Annotated in this window: 17 protein-coding genes, 1 tRNA gene and 1 rRNA gene; 11 read left to right on the top strand and 8 right to left on the bottom strand. The window is 41.9% G+C overall.

Going from position 1 to position 20,816, the window contains the following annotated elements; translation table 11 throughout:
• Positions 1-86, bottom strand: a 16S ribosomal RNA gene (locus tag V7K49_RS24385); the annotation flags it as partial.
• Between the two features lie 1,210 nt (positions 87-1,296).
• Between V7K49_RS24385 and rsmA the strand changes: the two genes are divergently transcribed.
• From rsmA to V7K49_RS24360, 5 genes are all read left to right on the top strand, one after another.
• Positions 1,297-2,145, top strand: a complete 849-nt coding sequence (gene rsmA, locus V7K49_RS24380; RefSeq protein WP_335207893.1) for a 16S rRNA (adenine(1518)-N(6)/adenine(1519)-N(6))-dimethyltransferase RsmA — start codon at positions 1,297-1,299, stop codon at positions 2,143-2,145.
• Positions 2,146-2,241: 96 nt separating this feature from the next.
• A complete protein-coding gene (ispE, locus tag V7K49_RS24375; protein ID WP_334873437.1) occupies positions 2,242-3,195 on the top strand; it encodes a 4-(cytidine 5'-diphospho)-2-C-methyl-D-erythritol kinase in 954 nt (317 codons plus the stop codon).
• Between the two features lie 85 nt (positions 3,196-3,280).
• Complete coding sequence (locus tag V7K49_RS24370; protein WP_334873439.1) at positions 3,281-3,610, top strand: DUF3082 domain-containing protein; 330 nt, start codon at positions 3,281-3,283, stop codon at positions 3,608-3,610.
• A 336-nt stretch (positions 3,611-3,946) separates the two neighbouring features.
• Positions 3,947-4,552, top strand: a complete 606-nt coding sequence (locus V7K49_RS24365) for a sporulation/spore germination protein (protein ID WP_334873440.1) — start codon at positions 3,947-3,949, stop codon at positions 4,550-4,552.
• 170 nt (positions 4,553-4,722) lie between these two features.
• A tRNA-Gly gene (locus tag V7K49_RS24360) sits at positions 4,723-4,794 on the top strand.
• A gap of 389 nt (positions 4,795-5,183) precedes the next feature.
• Here V7K49_RS24360 and V7K49_RS24355 read toward each other — a convergent pair.
• On the bottom strand, positions 5,184-6,734 hold the full coding sequence (locus V7K49_RS24355; RefSeq protein WP_335207891.1) for a GMC family oxidoreductase: 1,551 nt from the start codon (positions 6,732-6,734) through the stop codon (positions 5,184-5,186).
• 423 nt (positions 6,735-7,157) lie between these two features.
• On the opposite strand from V7K49_RS24355, the gene V7K49_RS24350 reads away from it, so the two are divergent.
• Together V7K49_RS24350 and V7K49_RS24345 are read left to right on the top strand one after the other, a co-directional pair.
• Complete coding sequence (locus tag V7K49_RS24350; RefSeq protein ID WP_335207890.1) at positions 7,158-8,339, top strand: low temperature requirement protein A; 1,182 nt, start codon at positions 7,158-7,160, stop codon at positions 8,337-8,339.
• Between the two features lie 600 nt (positions 8,340-8,939).
• Complete coding sequence (locus V7K49_RS24345; RefSeq protein ID WP_273762292.1) at positions 8,940-9,158, top strand: hypothetical protein; 219 nt, start codon at positions 8,940-8,942, stop codon at positions 9,156-9,158.
• A 785-nt stretch (positions 9,159-9,943) separates the two neighbouring features.
• On the opposite strand, the gene ftsH3 is transcribed toward V7K49_RS24345, so the two are convergent.
• The 4 genes from ftsH3 to V7K49_RS24325 all read right to left on the bottom strand — a co-directional run bounded on the left by ftsH3 (position 9,944) and on the right by V7K49_RS24325 (position 14,054).
• Positions 9,944-11,785 carry an ATP-dependent zinc metalloprotease FtsH3 gene (gene ftsH3 / locus V7K49_RS24340; RefSeq protein WP_298908992.1) on the bottom strand — a complete coding sequence of 614 codons (1,842 nt, stop codon included), beginning with the start codon at positions 11,783-11,785 and terminating at the stop codon, positions 9,944-9,946.
• 134 nt (positions 11,786-11,919) lie between these two features.
• Positions 11,920-12,705 (bottom strand): aminotransferase class IV, encoded by a 786-nt coding sequence (locus tag V7K49_RS24335; RefSeq protein WP_442948688.1) that lies wholly within the window; start codon positions 12,703-12,705, stop codon positions 11,920-11,922.
• 29 nt (positions 12,706-12,734) lie between these two features.
• Positions 12,735-13,154, bottom strand: a complete 420-nt coding sequence (locus tag V7K49_RS24330; RefSeq protein ID WP_335207886.1) for a GNAT family N-acetyltransferase — start codon at positions 13,152-13,154, stop codon at positions 12,735-12,737.
• 114 nt (positions 13,155-13,268) lie between these two features.
• A complete protein-coding gene (locus V7K49_RS24325) occupies positions 13,269-14,054 on the bottom strand; it encodes a hypothetical protein (RefSeq protein WP_334873451.1) in 786 nt (261 codons plus the stop codon).
• Between the two features lie 468 nt (positions 14,055-14,522).
• On the opposite strand from V7K49_RS24325, the gene V7K49_RS24320 reads away from it, so the two are divergent.
• The 3 genes from V7K49_RS24320 (at position 14,523) to V7K49_RS24310 (ending at position 15,930) form a co-directional block, all read left to right on the top strand.
• Complete coding sequence (locus V7K49_RS24320; RefSeq protein ID WP_335207884.1) at positions 14,523-14,981, top strand: hypothetical protein; 459 nt, start codon at positions 14,523-14,525, stop codon at positions 14,979-14,981.
• 126 nt (positions 14,982-15,107) lie between these two features.
• Positions 15,108-15,398: a hypothetical protein gene (locus V7K49_RS24315; RefSeq protein WP_335207883.1), complete on the top strand. Its 291-nt coding sequence runs from the start codon at positions 15,108-15,110 to the stop codon at positions 15,396-15,398.
• Between the two features lie 154 nt (positions 15,399-15,552).
• A complete protein-coding gene (locus V7K49_RS24310) occupies positions 15,553-15,930 on the top strand; it encodes a VOC family protein (RefSeq protein ID WP_335207882.1) in 378 nt (125 codons plus the stop codon).
• Between the two features lie 37 nt (positions 15,931-15,967).
• Here V7K49_RS24310 and V7K49_RS24305 read toward each other — a convergent pair whose 3' ends face one another.
• Complete coding sequence (locus tag V7K49_RS24305; RefSeq protein ID WP_335207880.1) at positions 15,968-18,598, bottom strand: DNA polymerase III subunit alpha; 2,631 nt, start codon at positions 18,596-18,598, stop codon at positions 15,968-15,970.
• 193 nt (positions 18,599-18,791) lie between these two features.
• Between V7K49_RS24305 and V7K49_RS24300 the strand changes: the two genes are divergently transcribed.
• Entirely contained in the window at positions 18,792-20,084 is a 1,293-nt protein-coding gene (locus V7K49_RS24300) for a dicarboxylate/amino acid:cation symporter (RefSeq protein ID WP_335073762.1), read from the top strand.
• A 19-nt stretch (positions 20,085-20,103) separates the two neighbouring features.
• On the opposite strand, the gene V7K49_RS24295 is transcribed toward V7K49_RS24300, so the two are convergent.
• On the bottom strand, positions 20,104-20,283 hold the full coding sequence (locus V7K49_RS24295) for a hypothetical protein (RefSeq protein ID WP_273762300.1): 180 nt from the start codon (positions 20,281-20,283) through the stop codon (positions 20,104-20,106).
• Between the last annotated feature and the right edge of the window lie 533 nt (positions 20,284-20,816).

Genomic DNA, 20,816 nt, shown 5'->3' with positions numbered 1-20,816 from the left:
CACTGTGTCCGAAGACACCGTTCGACTTGCATGTGTTAAGCATACCGCCAGCGTTCATCCTGAGCCAGGATCAAACTCTCCGTTTTGGTTTGTTTCGAGTTTGTGGCTCCGAAAAACTTATTTTTCGGAATCCTAGTTATAATTTCGACTATTTCTTTGGTAAATCCCAAAGATAGAATCTGTTTGACGAGGATTGGTTATTTCTTAAGCTTTCAAGGTATTATGTTTTTTAGGTTCAGCGCGTCGTTGGCTTCTTTCGCCTTCGCACTTAACTAGAGTAGCTAGTCTTTCTCTAGTTTGTCAAGGGGTAAAACAATCTTTTTTTATAATGGCACAAATTGCTTGACTGGCAGTACTTTCAGGGAAATAGGTTAAACAGCAGGAGATAAACGGAAATAAGTGGCTCAATGCTGATGTTTTAATGGTGCAAATTGGTAGTTAGTGTCCCCGAAACACCATCTAATCCAGGTTAGGGGATTTAGATCGTGTTTATCTTACAAGACAGGAGTCAGTCTTGCTGGAGGGATTTATCCCGAATCCAAATGGCCAAACTATATCTGACTTTTCACAAGACATGCAAAACAAGAGAGCGAAACCTAACCCCCAGTTCCCAAGCTTTATAGGGTTGGGGGAGGATTCAAAGCCTCTCTACAGTAGGAGAAAGGAATGGAAGTGAGGTTTTCCAGATCAGAGGCGAAAGTCAGAAGTATATAAGATAAAAGCATAACCATTATCGAGCTTGCTGTTTAAGACCCCCATCCTACAAGTGAAGGTCGTACTGAGACTCAAGTACTTGAAAAGGCTGGGCTATCGCCACCGCTACGAAGATAGGCAGCCGCTCATGGGAAGGTTCGTTACAGTGAGTCTAGCACTGTAAAGGGATTTCACAATCGATAAGGTAGGTAAAGATAGGGATTTTATCAAAATTATCAGGAAGAAATTTAAAGAAGTGGGACAAATAAAAATTATTGCCATAACTCCAAAAATCTAAGTGCGATCGCCATGATAATTGTCCAATCATACTTTTTAACCAGCTGATTTTTGGCTTACATGCTTATAAATCAGGGACTTTTCAAGGATGAAACAGCCCTGGACTTAAAAAGGGGGCACTTTGCTTTTTAAAATCGATAAAAGTATTTTTGTGTCAATATAAAATCAATAAAATTAATCAAAAGTAATAATTAAGTTTTAAGATTGGTCGAAACCAGAGAAGTGCGGCAGGTAATATCGCCCATTGACTCTAAACAAATGAATTTTTGATAAAAAGGTAAAAACTAAACTAGGCAATAAATACAGATGATCCGACCGCGTAAGGTCTTTGCTCAGCATTGGCTCAAAAGTGAAAAGGCACTCGACGCGATTATTCAAGCAGCAGAGTGTACAGAAAGCGATGGCTTTGCCAACGCCAAGGGCGATCGCATCCTGGAAATTGGACCTGGAACCGGCATTCTGACTCGTCGTTTATTACCCCTAGTGCAATCTCTGGTTGCAGTTGAAATAGACCGCGACTTATGCGAACTATTGGCAAAGCAACTGGGTAAGACTGAAAATTTTTTACTGCTGCAAGGCGATTTTCTCACCCTGGATTTACCATCTCATCTAGTAGCTTTTCCCAATTTCCAAAAGCCAAATAAAGTAGTAGCCAATATTCCTTACAACATTACAGGGCCAATCATCGAGAAACTACTGGGTACGATCGCCAACCCCAATCCCGAACCATTTGACTCAATAGTGTTACTCGTACAAAAAGAAGTAGCAGAAAGGTTGTATGCTAAACCAGGGTCAAAAGCCTTTGGAGCGTTGAGCGTGCGGGTACAGTATTTGGCTGAGTGTGAGTTAATTTGCACTGTTCCAGCGGCTGCATTCCATCCACCGCCAAAAGTTGATTCAGCAGTAGTACGATTATGTCCCCGAAAAATTGAAATAGCAGCACTTGACCCAAGACGGTTAGATAACTTTTTAAAGTTGGGGTTTGGTGCCAAGCGCAAAATGTTACGAAATAATTTGCAATCTGTTATTGAACGCGATCGCCTGATCCACTTACTGAAACAATTAAAAATAAATCCCCAAGCCAGAGCCGAAGACCTCAGTGTTCAGCAATGGGTAATCCTAGCAAATGAGTTAGGAGTTAAAAGTGAGGAATGAGGAGTTAAGAGTGTACAGATTATTGCTTTGATTCAAAACCCAAAATTCACCCATTCCCAACTAGCAACCCATAACCCCTAACTTCTAACTTTCAAAATGCATTCCTACAGCCTAATTGCCCCTGCCAAAATCAACTTGTATCTGGAAATCATTGGCAATCGTCCTGATGGCTATCATGAGTTAGCCATGATACTTCAAAGTATCGGACTTGCAGACCAAATTGATCTGCGTTCCATCAGCATTGACAGCATCCGTGTTCACTGCAACCACCCACAAGTACCGACAGATAAAAGTAATCTGGCATACCGAGCAGCAGAATTAATGGCGAGGCAATTTCCCGAAGCCTTTGCCAAATATGGGGGTGTTGAGATTACCGTCAATAAGCAGATTCCTGTAGCTGCTGGGTTGGCTGGGGGTTCGACGAATGCAGCAGCTGTGTTGGTAGGGATAAATTTACTGTGGAAATTGGGATTAACTCAGTCAGAATTAGAGGAGTTGGGAGGCACACTTGGTTCAGATGTACCATTTTGTGTAGCGGGTGGAACTACGATCGCAACAGGTAGGGGTGAGCAACTTTCTCCCCTGCCGAGTTTAGATAATATATATGTAGTATTGGGAAAATACCGCAGTTTGGAAGTTTCCACGGCTTGGGCATACAAAACCTATCGAGAGCAGTTTGGTAATTCTTATATTAGAGATAGCGATAACTTGGTAGCGCGTGCTAATGCAGTTCATTCAGGAACAATAGTAAAAGCTGTCCTGGATAAAGATGCGGGAGAAATTGCCCAAAAACTGCACAATGATTTAGAGCGTGTGGTATTGCCAGCCTATCCCCAAGTCTTGCAACTGCGAGAAGTATTCGCAAATAAAGAAGGCGTTTTAGGAACAATGATGTCTGGTTCTGGTCCAACAGTATTTGCTCTTTTTGAGTCTCAACAGCAGGCAGAACTAGTTTTGCTGCAAGTAAGGGAAGCAATTATTGATCAGGACTTAGAATTGTTTGTAACTCGAACAATCACACATGGTATTAAAGTGGCATCGTCTGTTTAAATAATTCTTTTTCGTTAATGAAGTATAAAGAATAGACAAGAACTATTCTTAATGACCCAATCCAAAATGTAAAATCTAAAATGGTATGAATGAGCAAAATTTAACACCACAAACGGATACTAAAATACAGTCGGCAACGAGTCCGTTACGCTGTTTAACTGGGGCAGTGATTTCTGGAGGAATGGGATATGCAGTGTATTCGCTGATGATTGCGATCGCCACAAATTTCGCTACTAAACCGATCCATTCAATTAATCCATTGGTCGTGAAGATTTCTTCTGCTGTTCGGACTCTGGTTGTTGGTGTAGTTGCTTTAGGAAGCGGGATATTTGGTATAGTAGCAATTGGTTTGTTGGCTTTGGGTGTGCAATTATTAGTGCAGGAGTTGACTAAGCAAAAAAGTAGTGAAAACTAGTAATTTGCTTTTAATTCAGCAACCTAAAGACACAAGTTTTTCTAACGAACCACAATTTTTGATCAATTGTAGCTTCGCGCTTCTGAATGCTGAAAAATTTGTTGCTGTTTTCTCCAAGTTTTGGAATAAAGTCTGTGGTGCTGACGAAACTGGCGAGAGAAATCACACGTATTTTGATAGTCCAGTGCAATAGCAATCTGTGTATAGTATAATCCTTGACCTTAACAGATTTCAGGTTGACACTTTATAGACTGGCTGATAATTTACAAATTTATGCGGAATTGATACCAGCAACACTGAAATTGATAGCAGCAACATCACTTGTAAGCAAAGTTTATGAACACAACCAAGAGATATTTTTTACCTTTTATTTTTGTGGCAATGGTTGTCAGCCTCAGCAGTTGTAGTTCTAACCCCACCGCTGGTAATATTGATAGCAGAACGGCATCCCCTACCCCAACACTAACGAATAGCTTATCGTCTCAGACTCCCAGCCAGATTCCTAGCGTAGCTCAGTTGAGAGAAAAATCTTCCAATCAAGAATCTCCTAAGGAAAATACGCCTTCCTCACCAACTTCTAAAGCTGCCACTAGCAAAACTACCAAAGTCACAGTATACACAAGTGATACTCAATGCCAAAAACTAATTCCAGAAAAGGTTTCAGTACCAGCCGAGGAACCAGTGAAAAATGTAGTGGGTAAAATCTTAGAAAAACGAGATACAAGCGACTTTAGCTTGTCTGGGTATCGTGTCAATATCAAAAATGGCATTGCTACAGTTGATTTGCGAATATCTCCTGAGTCAAAGCGGCAAATAACTTCTCTTTCTAGTTGTGAACAGTTTGCTCTGTTTGGCAGTCTCCGCAAAACCCTAACGAGTAATGCCCAATGGAATATTAAAGAGGTTCGCTTCACCGAGCGAGGTGAGGACATTGTTCTTTAGTTAAAGATGGGAGTAAGTGCGGTCATCAGCTAGCTAAAAAATTTCCCAATATGAACAGCCACAGAACTCATACATCAGCAGTTGCCAAAACAGTGTATGTTCTAGCCAATTGAAAACAGCTGCAAATAGTGGTATGATTCATTTTAAGCCCAAGTTTATGGCAGCAATTCGCGGGTGTAATTCAGTGGTAGAATCTCACTTTCCCAAGGTGATCGTCGTGGGTTCGAGTCCCATCGCCCGCTTTAAAATCAGAACCTAAGCTACCTACGTGATTGCTGCCGTTGGTACAGCCTATAAGTTTGTTGAGCCAGACTTCACCAGACGTCTAGAGCCTGCGGAGATCATTACTAGACTGCATATACTACAAGTTGCCGATAAAGCGCCGAGGTTCAATAGACTGATATTTCTATTGGGATAAGGTAGCGACTCCTACCATGCGATCGCTGTTGATATGTGTTGTCAAAGTATGGCCATAGATTGCCTCTAGGGAATACCCTCAAAGATAATTGTAATGCTTAGAAATTCTCAGGCTACAATCCACCCTGATGCAGATAGTCTGATCGAGCATCGAATTCGCTGAAGTAATATTTAGGTAGAGCGATGTCTGACGACAGGCCGCTCCGCGTCTGGGCTAATTGCTAACGGCACTTGCGTATAAAATCCGATTGGCAGCTTTAATTAAATCCGCTGCCTTTTCGCCAATCATAATTGTGGGTGCGTTGGTGTTTCCCGTAGTGAGAGTTGGCATAATTGAAGCATCCACCACACGCAACCCTTCAACACCATGTACCCGCAGTTCGGAATCTACCACTGAATCGGAGTCTATTCCCATTTTGCAAGTGCCGACAGGGTGGTATATACTATCGCAGGTTTCCCGGATGTAAGCTAGGAGTGCTTCATCACTTTTATGATCATCACCGGGAGCAGCTTCCTCACCTCGGAACTGATCAAATACATCTGAGTGGAATATCTCTCGAATAATTTTGATCCCTGCAAGCAGCTTTTGTAAATCGGATTCATTCTGAAGATAGTTCATCCGAATTATCGGTGGGTCTTTGGGAGAAGCGGAACGCAGAGTGAGACTACCAAGACTTTGGGGATTAGTCACAGAGACTGTAGCTCCCAATCCTGGACCTTCGCGGGCATAAGCAGGATGTGCCCACAAAATAGGGCCAAAGTGAAACTGTAAATCTGGTGCAACATCTAAACGACTTTCAGTATGTAGGAACAATCCAGCTTCTGCGATATTGCTAGTTGGGGCAGGTTGTATATCCTGAGTGGCTTGGTATGCCACGCTGACTCGAAGGTGATCTTGGAGATTCTGACCGACACCGGGCAAATCAACGACTACAGGAATGTCTAGCAATCGCAGCTGTTCTGCATTCCCAATCCCAGAGAGCATCAGCAGTTTGGGCGAATCGAAGGCGCCAGCAGAAAGAATCACTTCTTGATTCACAAAAGTTTGGTGTATCGTTCCCTGGTGCAGATACTCCACTCCAATAGTGAGTGTTCCCTCAAACAGTAACCGAGTCACTAATGCACTAGTAGTGAGTGTTAAATTGGGGCGTTCAAGAATTGGCAATAGAAATGCCGCAGCCGTACTGTGCCGCTTACCATCTTTGACTGTCAACTGATAAAGTCCGGCTCCCTCTTGTTGTACGCCATTGAAATCAGGATTGTGCCCATAGCCAAGTGCAGCCGCTGCTTCCACAAACTGTTGTGATGTTACGCCTGGAGCAATGGGATCTGTCACACTCAATAATCCATCAACCCCATGAAATTCGGATACGCCACGCTGCTGGTTTTCAGATTTCTTGAAGTATGGCAGCACATGTTGGTAACTCCAACCCGGATTTCCTAACTCCTGCCAGTAGTCATAATCATACCGACTGCCTCGAATATAAATCATGGCGTTGATCGAACTGCTGCCACCTAAGACTTTCCCGCGCGGACAATAGATTTTGCGGTTATTTAAGTGTGGTTCTTCTTCCGTAAAATATGCCCAGTCCGCCTCAGTGCCCCATAGTTTTATCCAGTCTGAAGGAACTTGATGCTCTGGTAAGTTAGCCGGATTGCCTGCTTCGAGTAATAACACAGTAGTTTTACCGTCTTCTGTTAGACGATTGGCGACAACACAGCCCGCCGAGCCTGCACCAATGACAATATAATCATATTTACTCATAATATTCTTCTTGTTAATCATAAAATTCCTAGAAAAATACTTTTTTGATTATATAGTTCTGTGACTGCAATATTTTCTCTTTGTCTCTCAACTAAAAGAATAAGTCCAAGTTAGCTAGTCCAGCATCGTCATGAGCGGAAACTACATTTCCAATTTTGGAAATAGGAGTCATGCGATCGCGCTGGCTGCGAAATCAGCAAACGTGAACAACAAGATTCCCGACTTTTCTAAAAAGCTGGAAATCTGAACAAATAGATGTGCTATAGCAATCCTGAATCAAAGGCGCAGAAACAAGATCCCCGACTTATTTGAGAAGTCGGATATCTGCGGCTTGCAATTCTCACAACTCAAATAAGAGTCCTATAGATAGCCAATTGCTTACAGCTAATGGTAAAAAACAATTAGCGATTCGCAATTGGCACTATGGCAAATTTTCTCCAACCACCAAGGTTACGCATTGGTGAAGACACTGAAGAAGAACGACGAGCCACTTGGCTAGAACTGTTTTATGATTTGGTTTTTGTAGTTGCAGTTTCTCAACTCGCCCACAATCTCAACGAGGATATCTCTCTATCAGGATTATTTGGGTTTGTAGTTTTATTTATACCAGTTTGGTGGTCATGGATTGGCACTACATTCTACGCCAACCGCTTTGACAGCGATGATGTGGGACATCGGCTACTGATTGGTATACAAATGCTGACAGCAGCAGCAATGGCTATTAATATCCACCACGGTTTGGGTGAGAGTTCCCCTGGTTTTGCTATTTCCTATACTCTCGGTCGGGCTGTACTGGTAATAGAGTACCTCCGTGCTGGAAGACATATCCCCTCCGCACGTCCTTTGACCACTCGTTACGCTATTGGTTTTGCGATCGCAGCCTTGTTCTGGTTAGCATCAGCATCTGTACCCATTCCTTGGCGGTTCGGATTCTGGGCACTGGGAATCATTATTGACTTTGCTACACCCCTAATAGCACGCAGGTTTCAACTAGGGTTACTCCCCCACGCCTCGCACTTACCGGAACGTTTCGGGTTATTTACCATGATTGTTTTGGGCGAAGCAATTATCGCGGTGGTCAATGGTGTTTCTGAGCAGAAATGGGATACTTTAACCGTGATTTCTGGCATATTTGGTCTAATTATCGCTTTTAGCTGGTGGTGGGTCTATTTTGATAACCTGGGTGGCACACCCATTAAGATGGCACGGACACATGGAAAAGTTGGTGTTGTCAATCTCTGGCTCTACACCCATTTACCGCTAGTGATTGGGATTACTGCTGCTGGAGTTAGTGTAGAACAAATCCTGTTGAGTAAGCCGACTTTAGCACTGCCTGATTCCCAGCGATGGCTCATCTGTGGTTCAGTAGCATTATGCTCTCTAGCTGTCAGCATTCTCCACAGATTTGGGGTGATCCGTTATTGCAAAATTCGTTCTCAGTATCGACTTGGAGGTGCAGTTGTGCTGCTAGCGATCGCTATCTTAGGCAAAGGTTTGTTACCTGTTGCAATCATTGCCCTTGTCGCTGTAGTTTCTGCTGGGCAAGTAGTTCAAGATTTGTATCAAAGTCGCCCCACTACGCGCTTGGTTGACCCAGAAATCTAGATCATCGCCTAGTGGTACACAGCTGTCATTGGTGTCAACTTAAGCGCAAAACCCTTTTCAAACCTCGTTTCCAGCCAGAGGCTGGAAATGCTGTTCATTGCGGCTCTGCCGCGAGTAAGGAAGGCGGAGCCTAAGAGTAGGCATTCCCAGTCGGAGACTCTTAACGAGACAATCTCTAAAAGCAAGTTCATGGGAGTCTTTCACCTTAAGTTGACACCAATGCACAGCTGTGAGCCACTACAACAGATCCACGCAATTGAAATATAAAGCTTTTTCTGAAATGCATCTATCCTATGGAGGATTTAACCATTATTATAAATAAATATTTATATAGTTATTTAAAGATAATGTAATCTCAACATTCAAACTCAACGCTGTAATGCTGACAACTCAATACATTGCCGTCTATCAGAGGTTACAGAATCAAAGGAGGAATGTCAATATTAGGAGATGTACCTTTGGGCAACTAAGTCAAGTAGCTGAAATATTTATTAATATTATGAATAGGAAGTGTAAATTCAGCATCAGGAGTCAGAAAAATTCCCAATGGCAGGTATTTCGCATCAATCACTAAATTTCTCACCAACAGAACAGAAGCTCATGAAAGACCAAAAACCATCAGACTCTAAGGAATTCGTCGGAAATCTCAAGAATGGGATTTGGCTGTTTGGACTGTCATCCTGGGTATTTGGCATTACCGATCGCAGTATTGCTTCATTTGCAGATGGCTATCTATCTGCTTTGGATTTGACGCAACTATTCACAGCGGCTACGTTCTTTGTGGCGTGGCTATTTTTAAAACCGACATCCAGACTTTAAGATCGGCGACTGGTTGAGTGTCGAGTCACTCTTGACGCTAGTTATGTCAAGATTCGGAAAGTTTATCTAAAGGAGAACACTTTTGATCGCTATAAGGGGTGCGCCACAGAATGTATCGATGCTTTTGCATTCAGAACAATCGGGGTAATTCTGTAAAATCTCAGAATTACCCTGATTTCTAGTTTTCACTAAATAATCCAAGTTGCTAGTTATGAAAGACGGCAACAGGAGATACGTATGTAAATTTTTAATCTACTTAATGATCACTAAATTCTATTTTTTTCTTTTTTAAGTCAGAGTTATAGCTCAATACAGTTCAGTTAAGGATAATTGTAGGTTGGGTTGAACGTAGACGCCAAAGGCGGCTTAAGGTAGGGTAGTCAAACCCAACAAATGCCTGTGTAGGTTTGGTTTCGCTCCTCAAACGCCACTTGCAAGGCTCGTCGGGAAACCGCTTGGGCGCAGTGGCTCCCCATGTGGCTCTAACCCAAGCGTATTGAGTTATAGGTTTTTTTATTTGGGTGTATCTAGAAAAATTTTTCTAATTTTCCGGAATTGGTTATGCTCAGGTGGTAGTCTCTATCAGACTACGGATTTATACTGAAACTCTATAACTAACCTTCGGGGAATATAACCCCATTTCGGATTAAAAGCCCGGCCTTGATGGCCGGGCTTTTGACAAGGAGTTAAAAAAAATTGGGGTAACTCTGGAAAATCCCAGAATTACCCCGAATTTTAAAAGTTAGAAGTTAGGAATTGTTCTTAACTCTTAACTACTCATCAAATTAGGCAAACGCAGCGGTTGTTACATCGTTATTCGATAGAATTTCTTGCAATTCCTCAGCGTCTACCGTTTCTTTATCAACCAACATTTGCGCTATCTGATCTAAAATGTGGCGGTTACGTACCAACACTTCTTTAGCGCGTGTATAGGCTACATCCACAAGTTTGCGGACTTCTTCATCAATGGCGGCAGCGGTTTCTTCAGAGAAATCACGCTCTGACATGATATCCCGTCCGAGGAACATGTTACCTTGCTGACGACCAAGGGCGACTGGGCCCAAGCGATCGCTCATCCCAAATCTGGTGATCATCTGACGCGCAACCCGTGCTACTTGTTGGAGGTCGTTGGAAGCACCAGTGGTCACTTCTTCTTCACCAAAGATTAATTCTTCAGCAATTCGACCACCCAAAGCCACAGCCATCTGATTTTCCAGATAAGCACGGCTGTACAAACCAGTGTCCATCCGGTCTTCGCTGGGGGTAAACCAAGTTAAACCACCTGCACGACCGCGAGGGATGATGCTAATTTTTTGCACAGGATCGTAGTCTGGCATTAAAGCACCAACTAAAGCGTGACCAGCTTCGTGATATGCCACCAAGGTTTTACGCTTTTCGCTCATTACCCGGTCTTTCTTCTCTGGCCCAGCTAATACGCGATCAATTGCGTCGTTAATTTCATCCATCGAAATTTCAGTCAAATTCCGGCGTGCTGCCAGAATTGCGGCTTCATTCAGCAGGTTGGATAAATCTGCGCCAGTAAAACCAGGGGTACGACGGGCAATTTTATCCAAGTCCACATCTTTTGCCAAGGTCTTGCCACGGGCATGTACCTTGAGAATTTCGCTACGTCCGGCATAGTCGGGACGGTCTACCACAACTTGACGGTCAAAGCGACCAGGACGCAACAGTGCTGCATCTAAGACATCAGGACGGTTGGTAGCGGCAATAATGATGATGCCTGTGTTGCCTTCAAAGCCGTCCATTTCTGTGAGCAACTGGTTGAGGGTTTGTTCCCGCTCATCGTTACCACCACCTAAACCTGCACCCCGCTGACGACCTACGGCGTCAATTTCATCGATGAAGACGATACAGGGAGCATTGGTCTTAGCTTGTTCAAATAAATCGCGGACGCGGGATGCACCCACACCGACGAACATTTCCACAAATTCTGAACCGGAGATCGAGAAGAAGGGTACACCTGCTTCGCCTGCTACAGCACGAGCTAGGAGAGTCTTACCTGTACCAGGAGGACCAACTAACAGCACACCTTTAGGAATTTTTGCACCAACTGCGGTAAAGCGATCAGCGTTTTTCAGAAAGTCTACGACTTCGTTTAATTCCAACTTGGCTTGGTCAATACCAGCAACATCGCCAAATGTCACCTGAGTTTGTGGTTCCATTTGGACTCTGGCTTTAGATTTGCCAAAGTTCATCGCTTGGCTACCTGGGCCACTTTGAGCGCGACGTAGCAAGAAGAATAAGCCAACCAAAAGCAATACAGGAAAAAATAAGCTGCTTAGTGCCTTAAACCAAAATCCTTCATCGCTTTGGGGCAAAACAGAAATATCAACGCCTTTTGAAGTCAGAGTATTGATCAAGTCTGGATCGTTGACTAAGGTCACAATCCTTTTATTTCCGTCATATTTGGCTGTAACCAGTGCTGTAGAGCGATCTGCACTCAAACTGACTTTTTCTACTCTGCCTTGTTGAACTTCTTGAATAAACCGGCTATATCGCCATGTCTCTCTGCTTTGAGGTTGTTTGTCAAAGAATGCTGTTCCCAGCGCAATGACGACAATAAACAGCAACGCGTACAGCCCCGCATTTCTCCATCTTTTATTCACTAAGGTCTATCCTCCGGTATTTTTGGCGCGTTAGCTCTCAGCGGGCGCTTTGCGCCATCGCCTAGCGTCTCTGTTGCGAGAGGTCATTATTAAGAATTATGTTAACTTATCTTAAGTGTAACAAAGTGGCGTGGCTATGATGCTACAAAAAGCTCCCTTATTTGCAGAAAACTAGGATGGTAGGGATTATATTGTAGCGACCCTGTGGGCTGATGAACGGTATGAATGGGAATAATTTCTACCACACTATTAGTGTAGGCGATCGCTTCAAATCTCTGGACTAACTCGACCGTCCAAGGTTCCTCTAGCACCGGCTGCTGGTGGTTTTGCAACCAGTTTACAAGTTGCGATCGCACAATTCCTGGCAAAATTCCTGCCTTTATTGGCGGCGTCCACCAACTGCGATCGTACCATCCCCAAAGGTTGCCTGTGCTGGTTTCTAGCCAATTTCCTACAGCATCGACTAATATTGCTTCTTGAGCATCTAAGCTAGTTTTTGCCAACCAAGTACTCAAATAGTTTCCGGTTTTATGAGAGGGGAGAGAGCGATAAAATTCCCAATTAGCAACGGCGCATTTAATACCACTTTTTTGTTTTTCTGTCAAATCCTCTGGCAAGAATCTGCCAGTTATCCACTCCCGGCCATCGGGAAAAAGGGTAATTCTGAGAACGGGAAAGTGTGCCCGGAGAATTTCGGCGCCTTGACGCACACGATTCCAATCGGGTTGCTGCCAACCAAAAGATTGTACCGAGAAAAGTAGGCGATCACAGTGTGCTTGCCAATTAGTTAAATTACTATCTAGCGAGTTCTGATAAACCCGCAGTGTTGTAAAAACAGTCGCCCCATAAAGTAAACCCGGATCATTAATGTCTAACTCTAAAATTCGGGACTCAATTAATTTGCCGCTATACCAAAAAATATCATTTTTCACAACCAGATTGCTTCTCGCTACAACTCTATTCCAAAGTGATGACTTGTAATGCTCATGCGCTGCATGAGATAAAACCTGTGAGCTGCAAATCGCTGAACGCCAGAATCAAGACTCAGGTATTCACAGTCATGATTTATTGCATATTCAATTAGCCACTGAAATAACTGTTTACCATAACTTTGTGACCGCTTTAACTCATCAACAACTAAGTCATCAATATATAAAAACTTTCCTGATGCTAAACACGTATAAATGCGGAATCCAGCCACTGCCACAGCTTGCTGCTCTACTTCCCAGAATACAAGTTTATATCCTTCTTTCATTTGATATCGAACTTGTTCTACAAACTTAGCCTGCTCAAGGTGAGGACGCAACTGGGACATAACAGGAAAACACTTTAATATTTGAAAGTCAGATTCTCCTAATTGTATTGACATCAGTATTGCTCCTGAAAATATTATGCGTACTCATATTACTTTCTCAAGTTATCGATAATCTCGCAATTTTGTAAAACTTTCTCTCTCTTGGAGGAAAATGCTATTAATAATAATTTAATCCTTTGGAGGAAATAAAATTTTATGAGTACCTTCACGTGTTGTAATTACTTTTCCTCCCAAATTTTCAATTTCCCTAATTACTCGTTTTCGAGTTTTTTCATCAACTTGATTATTTAAAACCATTGACCAGGTAGCAATCTGAGCATATTTACTGTTAGGATTTCGACTCAGAAATTCCGCAGTTTTTTGGGAAGTATTAGCTATAAGCTGACTCTCTGCATCTGAAAAGTTACTAGCCCAGTTTGCCGCCGTTGCAAAAGACTTTTGGGCAGCTTGAGCATTGCCTAAAAATAATAACTCATCAATTCCTTTGTAACGCCACACGTAATAAGACTTTTTGGGAACGAAGGGAGATAGTGATTTTAAACCTTTCTCTGATAGTGCGATCGCACGTTCTGGCATAGCAGCATACAATGAAGTACTGATGGAAAGACTGCGATACGCTTCCAAAAATCGCGGGTCACGTTCTAGAATGACTTCAAAATATTCTGGACTTAAACTATAACTTGTTTTATCCCGAACTTCATCGTCTCCAAAATATTGTAAAAAATTGATATATACCAAATCTGCAATGAAATTATCATAACCAAAAGTAGGCATTTTCTTAAGAAAATTCAGACGGATATTTTCTGATTTTATTTCTTTCTCTAGAGTTTCTAAAGAAGCAGATTGTTTGCTATTTATCAGTTTTTGCAATTGGGGGAATTGAATCAAGCCGACTCCTAAAATACACACACAAATTACAAAAGGTGTAGCAATGGCTTTACGCGACAACAACATATTTTTCTTGTCTTCCCAGGCAGAAGCAACTCATTGTATATAATATACTTCTTGAAAAATTACTCAGCTATATAGTTACAGTCGCTTACACACGAGAGTATCCATCAAGCCGTTACCTACCCTTTAGTAACGACTAACAGTGAACAAGCCTATCTTTCCTCAAGAGAAATCAAAAACAAGTAGCTCGGCAAATTCGGTAACAAATACTTAGTATTATGCTATGCTTCAATTATGCAAGTATGCTAAGTATAATTTACGCTTCCTTCTTTACCGCATCTAAAAAATTATTTTCTTTTTTGAGATGAAATTAGCTCGTAGAAATCTAGCTTTACTTTTTTTGAGCGACAAGTTCTTAACTTATTAAATTCCTTTGATATTACTTAGTCTTCTTAAGTAAGCGCAGTAAAATTTACAACATTATTTAAAATAATACTTTGTTCGGAATTAGACCTTTCGCTCCTTAATCTTATGCTAAATACTGTAGTTACGAACAACTTGGAAAATAATGGTCTATCCATTCAGGCAAAAGGTAGTGACTTTAAAACAATAGTTACTAATCTTAATGCTGAGAAAAAGGGACTTGATGTTGACGAAATTATTGATGCCATCAAAACAGTAATCGTTGAAGCCATTGATTTAAAAATCACTACTTGGGTAGCAGAGTCATCTGACCAGCCACAAAATGAGATGGAAGTTGCCAAACCAGGCAATCGAATATATACCCGAATTAATTTTGTTAGTGGCGATATCCAAAATGAAATTGGTAGTAAATTTACTGATAGTGGACTTTATAAAGAAATTCGTGAATTTCATTTAACTCAAGTTAAAGACGGTCGGGAGATCATTCACAAGAATATAGAAAGGGTAGAAAAATTGTATGGATTTTTTATGGAAATCGTGAAACATCGCAAAAAGTCAGAACTTTAAGCATTCTTTGTTAATTACCCATTTAAACTAGAGTAATCTAGCTAAATCGTTAGGTTCATTTGCTTATATCTAGCTATTAAGACAACACTACAGCCAGATTAGTCAGAACTGTGAGAGTGTGACACTATGTCTAATGAAATTCAAATTAAAGACCGAAATGGTATTCAGACTCGAAACCGAAATGCTGCTCAACCTCAAGATATTCAAAACCAAGCTAGAGGCTTGTTAAACAATTTAGTATTTTCTGTACAGACATTAGTTTCTGACATCACAGCCTTAGAAGTTAATACAATGGTTGTAGATAGGATTAATGCTTCAAAGTTTAATGCTTGGGAGGCATATCAAGAAATTTATTCTATACATGACCCAGACTACTTTAAGGCAAAAGGGATTCCAAAAGAAGGTTCTCAAGCTTAAGAACTACGTAAGCGTTATAAAAGTCTATTTAACCAACTTGAGAAAGAATATTTTTACCTTCTTCTTGAGGAGGGTTCATAAGCGATCGCTGTTTAAATGCCTTTTTGCTGAAAAATATTGTAAGTGTGAGTAGTGTTTCTAAAAATTAGAGCTTATGTTTGACCATCTATCCTTTGGGGTGAGTAGTTTAGAACGCAGTCTAGCCTTCTATGATGCTGTGCTTGCGCCGTTAGGCGTCAAGCGCCTATTTAATTTACCTGACACTGCTGCTTATAGTGCTGGTACTTACCCGATGTTTTGGATTGGGAATCGTCGAGAGTTTACCCATGAGGTATCCAAGGGCTTTCACCTGGCATTTGCGGCTGATAATCGCCCTGCGGTGGATGCTTTTTATCAACAAGCGATCGCTTTAGGAGCTAAGGACGATGGCAAGCCTGGATTGCGTTCTCATTACCACCCCAACTATTATGCCGCTTTTGTGATTGATCCTGACGGATATCGCATAGAAGCTGTTTGTCATCAACCAGCTTAATTTGTCATTTGTTATTCTCCCCCTGCTCCCCTTGCTCTTATTCCGGTAAACCCCCTACCCGCATCAAATCCAATTCCCGTTCAAATATTTCATCAATTGGTAACATTTGACCATCAACAGTCATAAATTTATGGTCTTTTGTTGCCCGAATCACTGAACCATCTTCCAAGCAATATTCAAACACCTCTTGTTGTCCGCGATCGTGCCACTGTGCTACAGGTTGTGTGTAAATATTTCCATTATTATCAACGCTGTACACAGTACATTCAATGCGTTTTTCGACAATTTCCCCAATCGGCATTAATCCATATTCTACTGTCAATATTTCCGTGTCATAGCTTAAACAATATTCAGCAAACTTCAACATTTGCTCAAATAATTCATCTGCAACTTTTTTCTGAACACCATTTTTAGCTGCACCATCCACGAATTTTTCTTGCTGCTTTTGCATCTCAGAAACTTTCTTTTTACCCATCGCCCGACGCAACAAGTCAGCTTGTCCTAAGGAATATCCAGCCATATCCTGAGCAATTTTCATGATTTGCTCTTGATAGACCATAATTCCATAAGTTTCGTCTAATATTGGTTCTAGAATAGTGTGTTGATAATCAATATTTTCTCGCCCATGTTTGCGGTTGATAAATTTAGGAATCAATCCCGCATCTAATGGCCCCGGTCGATAAAGTGCCAAAATCGAAGAAATGTCTTCTATATTAGAAGGCTTCAAATCTCGCACAATCTGACGCATTCCAGAAGATTCTAATTGAAATATCCCTTCTAACTCACCTGCTTCTAATAGTTCATAAGTTTTTTGCACATCTTTTGGCAGAGTGGTATGTTCACCTTTAGCTAATATCTTTTGGGCTTTTCTCTCTTGGTGGGTGATTTCATCAGGATCAACACGATATCCTTTAGTTTCTTGAATTAAATCAAGGGTATTTTGAATCAGCGTCAGGTTCCGTAAACCCAGAAAATCCATTTTCAACAAACCCATTGATTCCAGGTCTTCCATAAAATACTGGGTAATCACGGAACCATCATTATTCTTCTGTAACGGGACAATTTCATCAAGTGGATCGGCAGAAATTACCACACCTGCTGCATGAACACCAAAAGTTTTGTTAGTTCCTTCAATTCGCATCGCCATATCAAGCCAATGGCGAACATGCGGTTCTTTATCATATTTCTCTTTAAACTGTGGTTCTGGGGTTTGATTAGAAATCATCACCTTGAGTTTCGTTGGTTTTCCCCGCACTACAGGAATTAATTTCGCCATTTTGTCAGCTTCTCCGTAGGGAATATTCAAGACTCTGGCGACATCTTTCAAAACTGCTTTAGAAGTTAGGCGGTTAAAGGTAATAATTTGGGCAACTTTATCTGCACCATATTTATCAGTTACATATTCAATAACTTTATCTCTTTGTTCAATACAGAAATCCGTATCAATATCAGGCATGGATTTCCGTTCTGGGTTCAAAAAACGCTCAAATAGTAGCCCATGATGCACAGGGTCAATGTTGGTAATTCGCATTGCATAGGCAACTAATGAACCAGCCGCCGAACCCCGACCGGGCCCCACAGGAATGTTATTATCTCTAGCAAATTTGATGTAGTCCCATACAACTAAAAAGTATTTGGAAAAACCCATTTGCTGAATCATTTTTAGTTCGTATTCCAATCTTTCTTTATAGACGGAATCAACCTCATTGCGGGATTTACGATTTAACCGTTCTAAAAGTCCGTTCCATGCAACATCTTCGGCGTAAGTGTCAGCAGTATGACCAGAGGGAATGGGGGGTGTAGGGATCTGAGGCTCACCCATAATATAGTAAGGCTCGACTTTATCAGCGACTTCTTCAGTAGTGGCGATCGCTTCTGCAATCACATCATCTGGCAAATGGTCACGAAATAGCTGCTGCATCTCCTCACCAGATTTGAGATACTCTGTGCCACTATAACGCATCCGCTTATCTTCAATAATTAGCTTGCCAGTCTGAATACATAGCAAAGCATCGTGGGCTTCAACGTCGAAACAAGAAATAAAATGAGAATCATTGGTAGCAACAAATTTAATCCCTAGTTCTCGCGCAATTTTGACTATTTCAACATTAACAATCCGGTCTTCCTGTGAGCCGTGGTCTTGAATTTCTAGATAATAATCATCACCAAATACATCTTTATACCACTGAGCAACTTTTCTGGCTGCATCTGGTCTATTACTAAGAATTGCTTGGGGAATTTCTCCACCCAAACAAGCACTGGTGACAATCAACCCTTCATGATATTCTTTTAGTAAATCTTTATTAATACAAGGGCGAGAAAAAATTCCTTTGCCTTGAACACCTTTGAGGTGAGAAATTGTGGTTAATTTGACTAAATTTTTGTAACCTTTGGTATTTTTAGCTAAAACGACTTGATGATATTTCGGACGGCGTTCTTGTTTTTCAATATCGCCATTAATTATATACATTTCATTGCCGATAATCGGCTTAATATTTTGACTACGGCAGATTTTGATCAGTTCAATGGCCCCATACATGACGCCATGATCAGTAAGGGCGATCGCTTTCATTCCCAGTGCGATCGCTTGATCCACCAACTCTGGTAGCTGACTTGCCCCATCGAGCAGACTGTAGTCACTGTGAATATGTAAAGGGACAAAGGACATAAGCATCTCCAACCACAAGCCAAGATATCTCTAGGGGCCTACCTTGTGGTATACCCTTTCGAGCTAGATTTTGCAAAGCAACGGAATCTTAGATTAACAGTTTTTAACCAAAATTCAAGCTGTTCTTTTTCCGAAATTGTCACTATCATAAGTGTTGTTTTAATAGTTACAGCAGTTAATCAGCATCTAACTAATGAGTCAAACAGAGAGTACTACTTCGCCTGAAACCAAAGCTAGCCCTTGGTGGCAGCGTATCCCTCTCACATTGCAAATTCTCATCGCCCTAGTAGTAGCAGTCAGCGTCGGAATTGCCCTTGGGGCGGGGAATCCCAATCCCAGCAATGCCACTTTAATCAATAATTTAGCAATTCCGGCAGAATTGGTGTTAAAGGCTCTCCGCGCCCTAGCTACGCCTCTGATTCTGGTAGCGGTGCTGCATACCTTAATGACTACGAATATCCCCGGTACAGCCGGACGGCGGCTGGCAGTGCTACTTTTAACTAACACTACCGTAGCTATTTTAGTGGGACTTTTGGTCGCGAATGTGCTGCGTCCAGGAACTTGGGGCAATGTAACCACCCCAATAAGTACAGAAACAACTCCTCAGAGTCTTGACCCTTGGGGAATACTCAAAGATGCTGTACCGGAAGCTGTCCTCAAGCCATTAGTTGATAATAACGTCATCCAACTGATTGTGATTGCCCTGAGTTTTGGCATCGTCCTGCGAGGATTAAAATCTGAACAAATCACTCAAGGCAAGAACGGATACCAGCCAATTGAGGATGTCATCGGGATTTTATTTGAAGCGGTAGCCCGTATCCTCAACTGGGTAATTGCCTTAGTGCCGTTCGCAGTCTTTGGGATTGTAGCTAAAACTATTGCTATGCAGGGCTTTGCACCGTTTAAATCTTTGGGTGCATTCATCGTGGCGGTGCTGTTAGCATTGGTATTGCAGGCGTGCTACTACCTCACTAGAGTAAAATTTGGTTCTTGGGTACATCCGTTAAAATTTCTAGCTGGCGGTTCTGATGCCTTTTTGACAGCTTTCTCTACTTCTTCCTCTGCGGCGGCAATGCCCGTAACCTTTGAGGTTTTGCAAACAAAAGTCGGTTTAAGGGAATCTTCTGCTGCCTTGGGGGCATTAGTCGGGGCAAATTTCAATAATGATGGCACTGCCCTCTATGAAGCAATGTCTGCGTTATATATTTCCCAACTAATTGGACAACATCTGAGTCTGGGACAGCAGTTAATTGTCATCCTTACCTCGATTTTTGCATCCGTAGGTGCGGCAAATATTCCTAATGCTGGACTGGTAACGATGACACTAGTGTTCACTTCTGTAGGCTTACCTACCCAGTACATCGCTTTGCTAGTTACTGTAGATTGGTTTTTGGATCGCTGCCGCACCGCGATTAATGTCATGGGAGATATGACTGTCAGTGCTTTACTTGACGGCAAAAAGCCTCGTTCTGTAGACGAGGCTTAGTTTACGGCTTTTCAGGTATCTAATGCTGTTGAGGCCCTTTGGCATCACATTCTTTAGTCCAGCAGCGTTCTAGAAGTCGAAGACGCCAGATGAATGCAAAGCGATGGGGATTCAATACTAATTTAGGATCGTGACTAAATAAAGGCTGGTTCAGATACTGCCAAAGGGGAAATTTAATTTTGGTGTGTTTTGGAGTCATAAGAACAACAAAATATTATAAAAGTTTAGTGGCACTAGTAGTTAGCCAATGGAACTTGGCTCTTTAAAGGGTAAGGGGAAAAGGTTTTTAGCCCCTTTTCCTTTAACCTTTCCCCCTTCCCCAGCCCAAACCCAGCAATTTTGGTTTGGCAAACTACTAGTTGGCATTTTGTCTAGCAACTCCCTGATACTGTTTTTCTAGTTAAAGGCTACACTGCGTTTCTACAATTGTCTTGGTGGCAATTGCGGAATTTCAGTAAGTGAATTTATGTTGTTTCCGCTTTAATACTGAAATTGCACGCACCATTTTTCTGATTCCACATCCCATGAAAAGTCATACCATTTCACGAAATTCATGCTACAGATAACGTTGCTAGGGGCGTACACTCGAAGCCGCCGCCGTTGATGTCCCCTGCATTGCTGACGGAGCTGCCTAAGTACAGGTCACCATAAAAAAGGTGCCCAAATTAAGCTGCGATCGCATATCCCAGCCACTATCCCTTACTTGGTTAATATCTTGTAGTATGATTTTTG

This window comes from Nostoc sp. (assembly GCF_036919675.1).
Lineage (GTDB): Bacteria > Cyanobacteriota > Cyanobacteriia > Cyanobacteriales > Nostocaceae > Nostoc.
Note: the sequence above shows the minus strand (reverse complement) of the source record. Positions and strands in the feature narration are given on the sequence as shown.